Source organism: Pseudomonas sp. S3_C06, from assembly GCF_054667675.1.
This window is the reverse complement of record NZ_CP162747.1, coordinates 2632418-2647500: the sequence shown is the minus strand read 5'-3', so window position 1 is coordinate 2647500 and position 15083 is coordinate 2632418. Positions and strand designations below refer to the sequence as shown.

Genomic DNA, 15083 nt, shown 5'->3' with positions numbered 1-15083 from the left:
TTGCGCCATGCAAGACTGGCAGCGTTCGGTGATCTACCAGGTCTATCCGAAGAGTTTTCATAGCCACGCCGGCAACCCGACAGGGGATCTGCGCGGTATCGTCGCCAAGCTCGACTACCTGCACTGGCTGGGCGTCGATTGTTTGTGGATCACGCCATTCCTGCGTTCGCCACAGCGCGATAACGGCTATGACATCAGCGATTACTACGCCATCGACCCGAGCTACGGCAGCATGGCCGATTGTGAATTGTTGATCGCTGAAGCGGGCAAGCGCGGGATCAAGCTGATGCTCGACATCGTGGTCAATCACACCTCGATCGAACATGTCTGGTTCCAGCAGGCACGCAGCAGTCTCGACAACCCTTACCGTGACTTCTACATCTGGCGTGATCAGCCGAACAACTGGGAGTCCAAGTTCGGCGGTTCCGCCTGGGAATATGAAGCCCAGACCGGTCAGTACTACCTGCACCTGTTCGACCACACTCAGGCCGACCTGAATTGGGATAATCCCAAGGTGCGCGCCGAAGTGTTCAGGATGATGCAGTTCTGGCGGGACAAGGGCGTTGGCGGTTTTCGTCTGGACGTGATCAATCTGATCTCCAAGCCAGAAGACTTCCCCGAAGACAACAGCGATGGCCGACGTTTTTATACCGACGGGCCGAATGTCCACGCGTACCTGCAGCAGATGCACCGCGAAGTCTTCGAAGGCCACGACCTGATCAACGTCGGCGAGATGTCGTCGACCAGCCTTGAACACTGCGTACGTTATTCGAATCCGCAGTCGAAAGAATTGTCGATGACTTTCAACTTTCATCATCTGAAAGTTGATTATCCGAACCTGCAGAAGTGGGTGCGCGCCGACTTCGATTTCCTTCAACTGAAGAAAATCCTGTCCGACTGGCAGACCGGCATGCAGGCCGGTGGTGGCTGGAACGCGCTGTTCTGGTGTAACCACGATCAACCGCGAGTGGTTTCGCGCTTCGGCCATGACGGTGAGTACCGTGAACTGTCGGCGAAGATGCTCGGCATCGCACTGCACTTTCTGCAGGGCACGCCGTTCGTGTATCAGGGTGAAGAACTGGGCATGACCAATCCGGGGTTCGAATCGATCGAGCAGTATCGCGATGTCGAGACGCTGAATATCTTTCGCCTCAAGCGCGAAGCCGGCAGCAGCGATGCCGAGAACATGGCGGCGATCATGCAGAAATCCCGCGATAACGGTCGTACACCGATGCACTGGGACGCCGGCCCGAATGCCGGTTTCAGTAGCGTCGAGCCGTGGATCGGCGTACCGGCCAATGCCGCGCAGATCAACGTTGCCCACCAGCTTGATGACCCGGAATCGGTGCTGCATCACTACCGCCGTCTGATCGCGCTGCGTCGCCACGAACCGTTGATCACTGAAGGGCTGTACCGACAATTGCTGCCGGAACATCCGCAAGTCTGGGCGTATGTGCGTGAAGGTGATGCCGAGCGCCTGTTGGTGGTGAACAACTTCTACGGGATACCCTGTGAAGTGGAATTACCGGCGACGGTCATCAGTGAATCGATGAGACAGCGACAGTTGATCAGCAATTATCCGGACGGCGCGTTGCGCAAGCGACAAGTGATGCTGCGACCTTACGAGTCATTCGTCGTGCACCTGATCGATCCCTGACATTTAACTAAAAAACCAGCTTTCAAAAAAAACACGCAGTGCACTGCGCGGGGGATTTTTGCGCGCCGAATTCATGCAACCAGACAATAAAAACAATGGGGTGGCTTATGAAAACAACAATAAATCGCAGCCTTGCAGTCGCAGGTTTTTGCCTGGCCTTACCGCCGACTTCACAAGCGCTGGAGTTTGGCGGTTACTTGCGTAGCGGCGTCGGTACGTCGGTCAACAGCAGCGGTCAATCGTGCTTCCAGTTACCCGGTGCGCAGACCAAATATCGCTTGGGTAACGAATGCGAGCAGTACGGTGAACTGGAACTGCGCCAGGATTTGTACACCCTCGACGACGGTTCGGTGCTCAGCGTCGATGGCATGGCCTCGTTGTATAACCGCTACGACCGCAGCCCCACCTTCAAAGAAGACAATGGTTCGATACGCTTGCCGCAGGCCTACGCACAGTGGTCGGCGGTGCCTGCGCTCAATGGCGGTTCGTTGTGGGCGGGGCGCCGTTACTACAAGCGAAATGACATTCACATTTCCGACTTCTATTACTGGAACCAGAGCGCCACGGGAGGCGGGGTCGAAGACGTGCTGATCGGCGACCTGAAATACAGCTACGCCTTCTCGCGCAAGGACAACCTGTACCAGAAGGACTACATCAATCGGCACGACTTCAACGTGGCCGGTTTCAAGACCAATCCTGGCGGTGAGCTGGAGTTCGGTTTGAGCTACATCGACAAGCCTGACAGCCGCGATGCCCACCGGGGCTGGGCGATCACCACGCAACATCTGCAGACAGGCTTTCTCGGCGGCAAGAACAAACTGGCGCTGCAATATGGTGAAGGGCCGGGCACCGGGCTGGGTTATACCGGCAACGTCAAACTGGACGACAGCAACAAGAGTTACCGGATCGTCGAGTTTTTCGACTGGCAGGTGACCCCGCGTTTTGGTGGACAAGTCGCTGCGGTGTATCAGAAAGACATTCGCCCTGACGGTGCCGATCAGAACTGGATCTCCCTGGGCGTGCGTCCCACCTACGCGCTCAGCGAACACTTCAAACTGGTGAGCGAACTGGGCCACGATCAGGTCGAAGCGCCGGGCGGCACGCGCAAGCTGAGCAAATTCACGTTTGCCCCGACCTGGTCGCCCAAGGGGCCAGAGTTCTGGGCGCGTCCCGAGGTGCGTCTGTATTACACGTACGCCACCTGGAACGAGGCCGCCAAGCGTGCGGCCAACCAACTGGCGAAAGGTTCGGCGTTGTCCGACACCGGCGCCTTCGGTAATGCCCGCCACGGTGCGAATGTCGGATTGCAGGTCGAATACTGGTGGAAATAAGCGATGCTGATGGAGCATTGCGCTCCATCGGCACTTCAACGCATAAAAATGCAGGTGACGTCATGGCCACACCCCAACAATTGCAACTGCTGGCTCCCTTGTCCGGTGTCCTGATGGCGCTGGACGAGGTGCCCGATCCGGTGTTTTCCGGGCGCGTGATCGGCGACGGTCTGTGCATTGACCCGACCTCGTCGACCCTGTGCGCACCGCTGGCCGGGATCATCAGCAACGTGCAGGCCAGCGGCCATGCCGTCAGCATCACCGATGACCATGGCGTTCAAGTGTTGATGCATATTGGCCTCGATACGGTGAACCTCGCCGGGCAAGGCTTCACCTCTCTGGTCGAAGAGGGGCAGCGGGTTGCAGCCGGACAGGCGCTGATCGAGTTCGATGCCGATTACATTGCCCGCCATGCGCGCAGCCTGTTGACCCTGATGTTGGTGGTCAGTGGTGAGCCGTTTACCTGGCTGAGCGCGCCGAGCGGACGGGTCGAAAGCGGCCAGCCGTTGCTTGAGCTCGCCGCGGTGCAGGCAATCAGCGAGGTGGGTGTCGCGGAAGAGGGCCAGGTGCTGTTTTCGCAAACGTTGAGACTGCCCAACCCCAATGGCCTGCACGCGCGTCCGGCTGCGGTGTTCGCGCAAGCAGCAAAGGGGTTTGGCGCAAGCATCTGCCTGCACAAGCAACAATCCCAGGCCAACGCCAAATCCCTGGTGGCGATCATGGCGTTGCAGACCGCGTTTGGTGACAGTGTGCAGGTCAGTGCTGTCGGTACAGATGCAGACGCTGCAATCAATACACTGACCCGCTTGCTGGCCGAGGGCTGTGGCGAAACGGTAGCAGCAGTGGCACCTGTCGAGGTGGTTGAAGTCGAGACGCTGACGCTTCTGCGTGGGGTCTGCGCATCACCCGGTTCGGCGTTGGGCCAAGTGGTGCAGATCAGCGAGCCGGTCTTCGACGTCAGCGAGTTCGGCGGCGGAGCAGACGTCGAGCGCGAGGCCTTTGCCAATGCGCTGATCGAAGCGGATCTGGCCTTGCAACATTTGCGTGATACCGCCGCTGGCGAGGCCGAAGCCGAGATCTTCAAGGCGCATCAGGAACTGCTCGAAGACCCGGGTCTGCTCGATCAGGCCCAAGCGCTGATCAGTGCGGGCAAAAGTGCGGCATTCGCCTGGCGTTCGGCCACGGACGAGACGGCGGCGATGTTTCGGCAACTGGGCAGTGCGTTACTGGCCGAGCGGGCGGCGGATCTGACCGATGTCGGGCGTCGCGTGCTCAAGCTGCTTTTGGGTGTTGGCGAGCAGGCGCTGGAGCTGCCGCAAGGGAGCATTCTGATCGCCGATCAACTGACTCCATCGCAAACTGCCCGAATCGATACCAGCAAAGTGTTGGGTTTTGCCACGGTCGGTGGCGGGGCGACCAGCCACGTGGCGATTCTCGCCCGCGCCTGTGGCCTGCCGTCGATCTGCGGGGTGCCGGTGCAAATGCTCGCACTGAGCAATGGCACTCAGGTTTTGCTCGATGCTGACAAAGGTGAACTGCAGGTGCGTCCTGACCCCGCGACGATCCATCAATGGCAGGCTCGCCACACGCAGCAGCGTCAACGCCATGAGCATGAGCTGGCCAATGCAACGCTCGCCGCCAGGACCCGTGACGGGCATCACGTCGAGGTATCGGCTAATGTCGCTTCATTTTCCGAAACCGAGCAGGCGATGGCTTCGGGTGGCGCGGGCGTCGGCTTGCTGCGATCGGAGTTCCTCTATATAGGGCGCAACCATGCGCCGAGCCATGACGAACAGGTCGCTACTTACAATGCGATCGCTCGCTGCGTCGGATCTGCACACAATCTGGTGGTGCGCACCCTCGATGTCGGCGGCGACAAACCGCTGGCCTATGTGCCCATGGACAGCGAAACCAACCCGTTCCTGGGGGTACGCGGCATTCGCTTGTGTCTGGAGCGCCCGCAGTTATTGCGCGAGCAGTTCCGGGCCATGCTCGGCTGCTGTGATCTGACACGTTTGCACATCATGTTGCCGATGGTCACGCAGCTGTCGGAGCTGCGTCAGGCGCGGCAGATGCTGGATGAGGAGGTGCTGGCGCTGGGGCTGACGGAACGGCCGAAGCTGGGGATCATGATCGAAGTGCCGGCCGCAGCACTGATGGCGGATCTGTTTGCGCCGCTGGTGGATTTCTTCTCGATCGGCACCAATGACCTGACGCAGTACACCTTGGCCATGGATCGCGATCACCCGCGCCTGGCCAGTCAGGCGGACAGTTTTCATCCATCGGTCTTGCGCTTGATCGCCATGACCGTGAAGGCTGCGCACGCCCATGACAAGTGGGTCGGTGTGTGCGGGGCGATGGCCTCTGAACGTCTGGCGGTGCCGTTGTTGCTGGGGCTGGGCGTGGACGAGCTGTCGGTGAGCGTGCCGATGATTGCGTCGGTCAAGGCAACGGTGCGCGAGCTTGCGCTGGCGGATTGTCAGATCATCGCGCAACAGGTGCTCGGTCTGGAAAGCGCCGGGCAGGTGCGCGAGGCGTTGCAGCTGTTTCACGAGGCAACCGTCGATACTTTACGGGTTCTGGAGAACTGAACATGTTCGATCAATTGCAGAAGGCATTCTGGAAAGCCCTGACACCGGATCTGGTCGCGGACACACCGAAAGCACCGGCCGAGCCGACTGGCGAGTTGAGCGCCGCTATCGTTGCGGCGCTGGGCGGAGTGGATAATCTTCAATCGCAGCAACCACTGGCGCTGACGCGGGTGCGGGTTGTTTTGCGTGATGTGTCGAGCATGGATCAACAGGCGTTGAGCGCCGCCGGTATTGCGGGCGTCATGCCCTTGGAGGGTGGTGTGGTGCATTTGATTACCGGGCTGCGACCGTAAGCCGATCAGTGGCGTGCGGCCTCAGGTCGCCCTTACTGTTTCTCAACCGCAGGTGTATCGTATTCGCCTTTTACGGGCCTTCAGGGGTCTGTCGCTGATACGTGAGGTAGTTGAGTTCATGTCCTTTACCCGTCGCCAAATCCTCGGTGGCCTGGCCGGTCTTGTTGTCGTTGGTGTCGGAGCGGGGGGCGCGTCGCGTTATTGGCTCGGGAAAATGGCTGACGCTGAGGCTGGGCACGATTACGAGCTGATCGCCGCGCCACTGGACGTGGAGCTGGTGCCGGGGCACAAGACCGAGGCTTGGGCATTCGGCCCGTCGGCGCCGGGCACCGAGTTGCGCGTGCGTCAGGGTGAATGGCTGCGGGTGCGCTTCATCAACCATCTGCCGGTGGCGACGACCATTCACTGGCACGGCATTCGTCTGCCGCTGGAAATGGACGGCGTGCCGTACGTGTCGCAACTGCCGGTGCTGCCGGGCGAGTACTTCGATTACAAGTTCCGCGTACCGGATGCCGGCAGCTACTGGTATCACCCACACGTCAGCAGCAGCGAAGAACTCGGTCGCGGGCTGGTCGGGCCGCTGATCATCGAAGAGCGCGAGCCGACCGGATTCAAGTACGAAAAGACCCTGAGCCTGAAGAACTGGCATATCGATGACGAAGGTAATTTCGTCGAGTTCAGCATCCCCCGTGAAGCAGCGCGTGGCGGCACGGCGGGGCGCTTGTCGACGATCAACGGTGTGCCGACCCCGGTGATCGAACTGCCGGCCGGGCAGATCACGCGGGTGCGTTTGCTCAACCTCGACAACACGCTGACTTACCGCATCAACATTCCCGGCGTCGAAGCGAAGATTTATGCGCTGGACGGCAACCCGGTCGAACCGCGGCCATTGGGCAAGGAATACTGGCTCGGTCCGGGCATGCGTATTTGTCTGGCGATCAAGGCGCCGGCGGCGGGTGAAGAGCTGTCGCTGCGCAACGGGCCGGTACGTCTGGGCACGCTGCGTTCGGTGGCCAATAACGATGCGCCGACTGACTGGCCGAAAGCGCTACCCGCCAACCCGGTAGCTGAGCCGGACCTGGCCAACGCCGAGAAACTCAACTTCAATTTCGAATGGGTCGGTTCGGTGTCGGTCGATGTCGACAACGGGCGGCCGCCGAGCCTGTGGCAAATCAACGGCAAGGCTTGGGACATCACCGACAAGACCTGCGCCGATCGACCGATCGCCAGCCTGAAACTGGGTCAGAGCTATATTTTCGAACTGAAGAACATGACTCAGTACCAGCACCCGATCCACCTGCACGGCATGAGTTTCAAAGTGATCGCGTCGAACCGGCACAAGATCATTCCGTACTTCACCGACACTTATCTGCTGGGCAAGAATGAGCGCGCGCAAGTGGCGCTGGTGGCCGATAATCCAGGGGTGTGGATGTTCCATTGCCACGTGATCGACCACATGGAAACCGGCCTGATGGCCGCCATCGAGGTGAAGTGATGCGCCAGATTCGCCCTGCCGCGATCATCGACCGCAGCCGTGATCGCGACTTCATGCGCGAAGCCCTGGCCCTCGCCGCACAAGGCGCAGCGCTGGGTGAAGTGCCGGTCGGCGCAGTGCTGGTGCAGGATGGCGAAATCATCGGGCGCGGCTTCAACTGCCCGATCAGTGCCAGTGACCCGAGTGCCCACGCGGAAATGGTCGCTATCCGCGCGGCCGCGCAAGCGGTGGATAACTATCGGCTGCCGGGAAGCACCCTGTATGTGACGCTGGAACCGTGCAGCATGTGCGCCGGTTTGATCGTGCATTCGCGGGTGGCGCGGGTGGTGTATGGGGCGCTGGAGCCGAAGGCGGGGATTGTGCAGAGTCAGGGGCAGTTTTTTACCCAGGGATTTTTGAATCACCGGGTGTTGTATGAAGGCGGGGTGTTGGCCGAAGAATGTGGCGCCGTGCTGACCGAGTTCTTCCGCGCCCGAAGAGCAAAAAGCCCCTCACCCTAACCCTCTCCCAGAGGGAGAGGGGACTGACCGAGCTGGATGGGCGAGGTCCGCCGACCTGAGATACCGAGTCGAACTCAAGTTTTGAAAAGCTCAACGATCAGCTCCCTCTCCCTCTGGGAGAGGGCTGGGGTGAGGGGTGGGCTCACCGCGGTGGGTGGTTGGATTACTTCTTCGCGACAATCACCGCACGCATCGGCGCCGGCAAACCTTCAATGGTTTTGCTGTGATCATCGGGATCAAGAAAGTCGCTCAGCGACTGATACTTCATCCACTCGGTACCGCGCTGTTCTTCGACCGTCGTGGTGCTCACATCCACGCAACGAATATCGGTGAACCCCGCACGACGTAACCACAATTCCAGCGCCGGCACCGACGGCAGGAACCACACGTTACGCATCTGCGCATAACGGTCTTCCGGCACCAGGACCTGATGCTTGTCGCCTTCAACCACCAGCGTTTCCAGCACCAGCTCGCCGCCCTTGACCAGGCAATCCTTCAGCGCCAGCAAATGCTCGATCGGCGAACGGCGGTGGTAGAACACGCCCATGGAAAATACTGTATCGAAACCTTCCAGATTCGGTGGCAAGTCTTCGAACGGGAATGGCAGGTGCCAGGCATTCGGCTCTGACAGATAACGTTGCACCGCCTGGAACTGGCAGAAGAACAACCAGTTCGGGTCAACACCGATCACACTGTTCGCGCCGGCACCGAGCATGCGCCACATGTAGTAACCATTGCCGCAACCGACATCGAGGATGCGTTTGCCCTTCAGATCCAGATGCGGGGCGACGCGTGACCATTTCCAGTCCGAGCGCCATTCAGTGTCGACGTGCACGCCAAACAGATCGAACGGCCCTTTGCGCCATGGCGACAGACCCATCAGTGCAGTACGCATCTGCGCGCGGGTTGCGTCGTCGCAATCGGTGTCGAGTTTCAGGCCGTTAAGCAGATCGATTTCGCTCGGCTGAATTTTCGGCAAGGCATCCAGCGCACTTTGCCAGCGCTCCAGATCGCCGTGACCTTTCTCCATTTTCTTGTCGAGTTGCGCTTGCAGGGTGTTGGCCCATTCGGCCAGTGGCGTGCCGGCCAGACGGCGGGCGAGGGGGGACAGATCAATCATGGCAAGGCAATCAACGAGGCAAAGTTAAGACACTGGAACCACGGCACGACTTTCGAGAACCCGGCGGCCAACAGGCGTTCGCGGTGTTCTTCGAGGCTGTCGGGCTTCATGACGTTTTCGATGGCGCTGCGCTTCTGGGCGATTTCCAGTTCGCTGTAGCCGTTGGCGCGTTTGAAGGCGACGTGCAGATCGGTGAGTAGCGCGTGTTCTTCGGCATCGTTGAAACGCAGCTTCTCCGAGAGAATCAGCGCGCCCCCCGGCAGCAGCGATTGGCGAATGCGCGAGAGCAACGCGGTGCGCTGATCGGGAGCGATGAATTGCAGGGTGAAGTTCAGCGCCACCACCGAAGCCGGCTGGAAATCGAGGGCGAGGATGTCGCCTTCGATCACTTCCACCGGCAGCAACTCCTGGAACATCGAGTCCTGACCGTTGAGGTATTCGCGGCAGCGCTCAACCATCGCCGCCGAGTTATCCACAGCGATCACCCGGCAACCGTCGGTGCGCACGTGACGGCGCAGCGCTTGAGTGACCGCGCCCAGCGATGAACCGAGGTCGTAGAGCACGCTGTTCGGCTGGGCGAACTGCGCCGCGAGCACGCCGAGGTTTTCGACGATGGTCGGGTAACCCGGCACCGAGCGCTTGATCATGTCCGGGAACACCCGCACCACGTCTTCATTGAAGGCGAAGTCAGGCACCTGGGCCAAAGGCTTGGCGAAAATACGATCGGGTTCTTTGCTCACGGCGGTTCCGGCGGTGTAAATGGAAAGGCCGGCATTTTAGCCAAAAGGGCGCGGGGATGCTTGGGTTGTCTGATAAAGCGTTTTTTTGCCGGTGATCGTTCCCACGCTCCGCGTGGGAATGCCGCCCCGGACGCTCCGCGTCCCTGCGCAAATGACGCAGAGCGTCACAGGATGCATTCCCACGCGGAGCGTGGGAACGATCAGATCCGTTTAGTCTGGGAGAACGCCGAGGCCGCGATGCCCCACTGGCCCAGCCAGTAGCTGAGGATGATGACGTATGGCGCGGCGTGGAATGGCGATACGAAGCGATCAATACCGATCACGCTGTCCGAGAATACAAACGCCAGCGCACCGCCCGCCGCCAGCAACGCCGAGCGTTTCGGCACATCGGTGCCCAAACGGGCCAGCGCGCGCCAGAGCATCGCGCTGATCGCCGTGCCATAAACAATCACCGGCACCAGCAATGGCCCAAGACCGCTGGAAATCAGAAAACCCAGCAGTACCGCGCCCACTCCGAGGGCAAGTACCAGCGGCAAAATCGCCAGACGCTTGCAGTCACTCAGATAAGCCTTCAGATAAGCCAGATGCGCGACCAGAAACGCACCGAGGCCAAATACAAACAGGTCCCCCGGCCAGGCCAGCAACACATCACCCAGCAACGAGAAAATCAGACCGAGACTGATCCAGCGCCGATAGTCGCTGGGTGGCGCATCGTGCAGCCAGCCTAGCAGCGCCAGCACCGGCAGCGGTTTCACCAGCAAGCACAGCAACGCCGCATGGGTGCTGACGCCTTAGAGAAACGTCACCGCGCCCATCAGCGCCAGAATCAGCCAGCCCACGATCAATTCACCGAAATGGCGCAGTCAAAGGTTTCCACCGGCAGCACTTCCGGCGCCCACGGCTGTTGCGAAGTCAGGCGCAGACGCCCGGTGCCGGGGGCAAAGGCCTGGAAGCGCCAGGTCGACAGGCCTGCTGCGCCGACCACACCGGCATCTTCCGGATTGCTGTAAACCTCGGGGCTGAGTGCGCGCAGCACGCCACCGGCGGAATCCTGAATGGCCCAGCGATAACCCGTGGTCGGGTTGCTTGGCAGCATGATGATGAGGTTTTGTCCGTTGGTCAGCCGTACGGGGCATTCGCTTTGTTTTTCCACGGTCACATTGTGTTTCGGCTGCGTGGCGCAGGCGGCCAGCAACGAGAGGGCGAGGGGGAGAAACAGGCGAGTGGGGGACATAAGGTCAGCGGCTCCGACGTTGGCGACGAACGGCGAGCATAACTGAAGATGAGACAAAGTGTGACAACACCAAGCCCTCACCCTAGCCCTCTCCCAGAGGGAGAGGGGACTGACCGGGGGATATTCCAGAAGTCCACCGACCTGAAATAGATCATTGAATCCATAATCGACTTGGTGTTTCAGGTCGATGTATAGCGCAAGACAACTCGGTCGGCTCCCTCTCCCTCCGGGAGAGGGCTGGGGTGAGGGGGGCTGTCTGTCAGAACAGGATCTTCGCCACATCTGCAAACTTCTTCGCGAAGTGCACCGTAATCCCTTCCTTCAGATAATCCGGCAGTTCCTCAAAATTACCCCGATTCGGCTCCGGCAAAATCAGCTCGAAAATCTTCTGCCGCCGTGCCGCAATCACCTTCTCACGCACCCCGCCAATCGGCAGCACATGCCCGGTCAGCGTCAGTTCGCCAGTCATTGCCACACCTTTTTTCGGCGGTTGATTACGTGCAAGCGAGAGCAGGGCGCTGGCCATGGTTACGCCGGCGCTCGGGCCGTCCTTCGGTGTCGCGCCTTCTGGCACGTGCAGATGGACGAAGGCTTCGTCGAAGAACTTCGCGTCACCGCCGAACTGTTTCAGGTGCGAGCTGACGTAGCTGTAGGCGATCTCCGCTGATTCCTTCATCACATCGCCCAGTTGCCCGGTGAGTTTGAAGCCACGATTGAGCGTGTGAATCCGCGTCGCTTCGATCGGCAATGTGGCGCCGCCCATGCTGGTCCACGCCAGCCCGGTAATCACGCCGGTGCCGGACAGCACTTGCTCGTTGCGGAACACCGGGTGACCCAGTGACGCTTCGAGGTCTTTCGGCCCGAGTTTGATCACCGCTTTCGGCTCGTCAATGAGCTTCATGACCGCTTTGCGCACCAGTTTGCCCATTTGCTTTTCCAGCTGACGCACGCCGGCTTCGCGGGCATAACCGTCGATCAAGGCTTTGAGCGCGCTGTCGCTGATGCTCAGGCTGCCTTTCGACACACCGGCCTTTTCCAGCAGTTTCGGCCACAGGTGACGCTTGGCGATGGCGACTTTTTCTTCGGTGATGTAACCGGACAGGCGAATCACTTCCATGCGGTCCAGCAGTGGCCCCGGAATCGAATCGAGGGTGTTGGCGGTGCACACGAACAGGACTTTCGACAGGTCCATGCGCAGGTCGAGGTAGTGATCGAGGAATTCGACGTTCTGTTCCGGGTCGAGGGTTTCCAGCAGCGCCGAGGCCGGGTCGCCCTGGTAGCTCTGGCCCATCTTGTCGATCTCGTCGAGCATAATCACCGGGTTCATCACTTCGACGTCTTTCAACGCTTGCACCAGTTTGCCTGGCTGCGCGCCGATGTAGGTGCGGCGATGGCCCTTGATCTCGGCTTCGTCACGCATGCCGCCGAGGCTGAAGCGGTAGAACGGCCGGCCGAGGGATTCGGCGATGGATTTGCCGACGCTGGTTTTACCTACGCCCGGCGGACCGACCAGCAGCACGATCGAGCCGCTGATTTCGCCTTTATAGGCACCGACGGCGAGGAATTCGAGGATGCGATCCTTGATGTCGTCGAGGCCGGCGTGGTGTTTGTCGAGGACTTTGCGTGCGTGCTTGAGGTCGAGTTTGTCGTCGCCGTAGACGCCCCACGGCACCGAGGTCGCCCAGTCGAGGTAGTTGCGGGTGACCGCGTACTCCGGCGAGCCGGTCTCGAGGATCGACAGTTTGTTCATTTCCTCTTCGAGGCGTTTCTGCACCTGCGCCGGCAGGACTTTGCCTTCCAGACGCTGTTCGAACTGTTCAAGGTCGGCGCTGCGGTCGTCCTTGGTCAGGCCGAGTTCCTGCTGGATGACCTTGAGTTGTTCCTTGAGGAAGAACTCGCGCTGATGCTCGCCGATCTTGCGGTTAACTTCGGCGGAAATTTCTTTTTGCAGACGCGCGACTTCGACCTCCTTGCGCAGCATCGGCAGGACTTTTTCCATGCGCTTGAGCATCGGTACGCAGTCGAGCACGCCTTGCAGTTCGGGGCCAGTGGCCGAGGTAAGGGCGGCGGCGAAGTCGGTCAGCGGCGATGGATCGTTGGGGCTGAAGCGGTTGAGGTAGTTTTTCAGTTCTTCGCTGTACAGCGGGTTGAGCGGCAGCAGTTCCTTGATCGCGTTGATCAGCGCCATGCCGTAGGCCTTGACCTCGTCGGTCGGCTCGGTGGGCTGATGCGGGTATTCGACTTCGACCAGATACGGTGGGCGGTGGTGTTTGAGCCAGGTTTTGATGCGGACGCGGCTCAGGCCTTGGGCGACGAATTGCAGTTTGCCGTTCTCGCGGCTGGCGTGGTGGACTTTGACCAGCGTGCCGTATTGCGGCAGCGCGCCGGTGTCGAAGTGGCGCGGGTCTTCCTGGGGGGTGTCCATAAAGAACAGCGCCAGGGAGTGGTGTTCGGATTTGCTGACCAGTTCGAGGGTTTCGGCCCAGGGTTCTTCGTTGACGATGACCGGCAGGACTTGGGCCGGGAAGAACGGGCGGTTGTGGATCGGGATGATGTAGACCTTGTCCGGCAGGTTCTGGCCTGGCAGGGCGAGGCCTTTGCCGGAGGAGGTGTGTTCGATGTTTTCGGCTTCGGTGTAGTCGTCGGGGTTTTCCGAGAATTCTTGCTGGTCGCTCATGGGGCACCTGCGCAATGGGGTATGGGTCTTAGATGGGGCAGGCTTTGGGTGGTTTCAATGGGAGGGGATGTTTCTGCTTGTGTGTTCAGGGTTTTGACAGGGTTCACGCTTTTGACTTGGCGGCCTTTGGGCCGACCAGGTTCTTGGGGTTTTGGGGGTATATCCGTTGCTTCGGGTGCTGCGGCTGGCGGTTTCGCCCTTACGGCGACTCACTTTTTTGACAAACGCCTCAAAAAAGTAAGCAAAAAAACGCTTGCTCCTACGTGCGGCCCGCTCGCTGGGGCTCGGGGTTCCTTCGCTCCGGGATCGATCCGGGCGCAGCGTCTACGGTTTGCTTCGCTGCACCTCCTCTCGCTGTGTTTGGCTGCGCCAAACGGTCGCTGCGCTCCCACGCCCGGATCAATCCCTCCACTCAGCCTTCCGACGTCGCCCGTGGATCAAGATCAAGATCAAGAGCAGGCGAGCTGACACTCGGCCTATTGAGTGGTGAAGAGCGTGGGGTGTTCGGCTTTTGATGTGTTTCAGAATCTGAGTTCAACTCGGTATTTCACGTCGGTGTAACTCGTCCAAACGCCTCAGATCAGTCCCCTCTCCCTCTGGGAGAGGGCTAGGGTGAGGGGATTTTGATCTGTTTCAGAATCTGAGTTCGAGTCGGTATTTCACGTCGGTGTAGCTCATCCAAACACCTCGATCAGTACCCTCTCCCACCGGGAGAGGGTTAGGGTGAGGGGCTTTTGATCTGTTTCGGAATCTGAGTTCAACTCGGTATCGCACGTCGGCGTAGCTCGCCAAAACACCTCGGTCAGTCCCCTCTCCCTACGGGCGGTCCGACGTTTCGGGAGGGCTAGGGTGAGGGGCTTTTCAGTATGTGAATTCAACTCGGTATTGCATGTCGGCGTGCGTCCTCCGTCGGTTCCTGCACGTGACGGAAAGGCAGACGCACGATTAACCCGATGACTGAAATCCTGACCTTCTTGTTAGATAGGGTAAGTCAGCTCTTGGAGAAAAAAGTATCCGTTACCGGTGAGTTCACGCGTTTCATCACCGTGGACTGCCTTGGCGGAAATTTGCAAGTTATCGAGGGAGTATAAATACAGGCCGCTATTGAGTTGACTTACAGTAATGCCGGAAGAGGATGTCAATTCATAGTCATAAGGATGAATACCTCGTTCGGTCACGACATATTCATAGTAGTCAGCGATTGAAGGATCCAGCAGCTTGCGAAGCGAGATGGTGAGTGATCGTCGGCTGGATGAACTGTGATTATCTTCGAAAGAAAAATCATAACCGCCGAGCGGGCTGAAAGACGTGGTAAGGCTGGTCGACAGGAAGCTGGTCAGCTTGACTGGCGTGTCGCCAATGGTGCCTTTTACATCAACGTTAAGAATACCGTTTACCCATACGGCTGGGGATGCCTTTGGATTGGTCATGGGAAGCTTCCTGTG

The 15083-nt window shown here is 59.6% G+C and carries 11 protein-coding genes and 1 pseudogene; 6 read left to right on the top strand and 6 right to left on the bottom strand.

Annotation, left to right across the window (positions count from 1 at the left end):
* The first annotated feature begins 7 nt into the window (after positions 1-7).
* The 6 genes from treC (at position 8) to tadA (ending at position 7867) form a co-directional block, all read left to right on the top strand.
* Positions 8-1657, top strand: coding sequence for an alpha,alpha-phosphotrehalase (treC, locus tag AB4N44_RS11515; RefSeq protein WP_460108874.1), 1650 nt, complete (start codon positions 8-10; stop codon positions 1655-1657).
* 107 nt (positions 1658-1764) lie between these two features.
* Positions 1765-2988, top strand: a complete 1224-nt coding sequence (locus tag AB4N44_RS11510) for a carbohydrate porin (protein WP_460108876.1) — start codon at positions 1765-1767, stop codon at positions 2986-2988.
* A gap of 62 nt (positions 2989-3050) precedes the next feature.
* Positions 3051-5579: a phosphoenolpyruvate--protein phosphotransferase gene (gene ptsP, locus AB4N44_RS11505; protein WP_460108878.1), complete on the top strand. Its 2529-nt coding sequence runs from the start codon at positions 3051-3053 to the stop codon at positions 5577-5579.
* 2 nt (positions 5580-5581) lie between these two features.
* A complete protein-coding gene (locus AB4N44_RS11500; RefSeq protein WP_150775817.1) occupies positions 5582-5872 on the top strand; it encodes a PTS transporter subunit EIIB in 291 nt (96 codons plus the stop codon).
* A 118-nt stretch (positions 5873-5990) separates the two neighbouring features.
* Positions 5991-7367, top strand: coding sequence for a multicopper oxidase family protein (locus tag AB4N44_RS11495; protein WP_460108880.1), 1377 nt, complete (start codon positions 5991-5993; stop codon positions 7365-7367).
* Entirely contained in the window at positions 7367-7867 is a 501-nt protein-coding gene (gene tadA / locus AB4N44_RS11490; RefSeq protein WP_053123497.1) for a tRNA adenosine(34) deaminase TadA, read from the top strand. The genes AB4N44_RS11495 and tadA overlap by 1 nt, the downstream gene beginning before the upstream one ends.
* Positions 7868-8030: 163 nt before the next feature.
* Here tadA and cmoB read toward each other — a convergent pair whose 3' ends face one another.
* The 6 genes and pseudogenes from cmoB to AB4N44_RS11460 form a co-directional block, all read right to left on the bottom strand.
* On the bottom strand, positions 8031-8987 hold the full coding sequence (cmoB, locus tag AB4N44_RS11485) for a tRNA 5-methoxyuridine(34)/uridine 5-oxyacetic acid(34) synthase CmoB (RefSeq protein WP_460108882.1): 957 nt from the start codon (positions 8985-8987) through the stop codon (positions 8031-8033).
* Positions 8984-9727 (bottom strand): carboxy-S-adenosyl-L-methionine synthase CmoA, encoded by a 744-nt coding sequence (gene cmoA, locus AB4N44_RS11480; protein ID WP_007916813.1) that lies wholly within the window; start codon positions 9725-9727, stop codon positions 8984-8986. Before cmoA ends, cmoB begins: the two co-directional genes overlap by 4 nt.
* A gap of 200 nt (positions 9728-9927) precedes the next feature.
* A pseudogene (locus tag AB4N44_RS11475) lies at positions 9928-10566 on the bottom strand (lysoplasmalogenase).
* A 2-nt stretch (positions 10567-10568) separates the two neighbouring features.
* A complete protein-coding gene (locus AB4N44_RS11470; protein WP_007916811.1) occupies positions 10569-10961 on the bottom strand; it encodes a protease inhibitor I42 family protein in 393 nt (130 codons plus the stop codon).
* A gap of 259 nt (positions 10962-11220) precedes the next feature.
* On the bottom strand, positions 11221-13638 hold the full coding sequence (lon, locus tag AB4N44_RS11465) for an endopeptidase La (RefSeq protein WP_460108884.1): 2418 nt from the start codon (positions 13636-13638) through the stop codon (positions 11221-11223).
* A gap of 977 nt (positions 13639-14615) precedes the next feature.
* On the bottom strand, positions 14616-15068 hold the full coding sequence (locus AB4N44_RS11460) for a hypothetical protein (RefSeq protein ID WP_127929642.1): 453 nt from the start codon (positions 15066-15068) through the stop codon (positions 14616-14618).
* Positions 15069-15083: the final 15 nt, after the last annotated feature.

Bases quoted from the DNA above. Each gene is read 5' to 3' on its own strand.
- treC (WP_460108874.1), top strand. From the start codon at position 8: ATGCAAGACTGGCAGCGTTCGGTGATCTACCAGGTCTATCCGAAGAGT.
- AB4N44_RS11510 (WP_460108876.1), top strand. From the start codon at position 1,765: ATGAAAACAACAATAAATCGCAGCCTTGCAGTCGCAGGTTTTTGCCTG.
- ptsP (WP_460108878.1), top strand. From the start codon at position 3,051: ATGGCCACACCCCAACAATTGCAACTGCTGGCTCCCTTGTCCGGTGTC.
- AB4N44_RS11500 (WP_150775817.1), top strand. From the start codon at position 5,582: ATGTTCGATCAATTGCAGAAGGCATTCTGGAAAGCCCTGACACCGGAT.
- AB4N44_RS11495 (WP_460108880.1), top strand. From the start codon at position 5,991: ATGTCCTTTACCCGTCGCCAAATCCTCGGTGGCCTGGCCGGTCTTGTT.
- tadA (WP_053123497.1), top strand. From the start codon at position 7,367: ATGCGCCAGATTCGCCCTGCCGCGATCATCGACCGCAGCCGTGATCGC.
- cmoB (WP_460108882.1), bottom strand. From the start codon at position 8,987: ATGATTGATCTGTCCCCCCTCGCCCGCCGTCTGGCCGGCACGCCACTG.
- AB4N44_RS11470 (WP_007916811.1), bottom strand. From the start codon at position 10,961: ATGTCCCCCACTCGCCTGTTTCTCCCCCTCGCCCTCTCGTTGCTGGCC.
- lon (WP_460108884.1), bottom strand. From the start codon at position 13,638: ATGAGCGACCAGCAAGAATTCTCGGAAAACCCCGACGACTACACCGAA.
- AB4N44_RS11460 (WP_127929642.1), bottom strand. From the start codon at position 15,068: ATGACCAATCCAAAGGCATCCCCAGCCGTATGGGTAAACGGTATTCTT.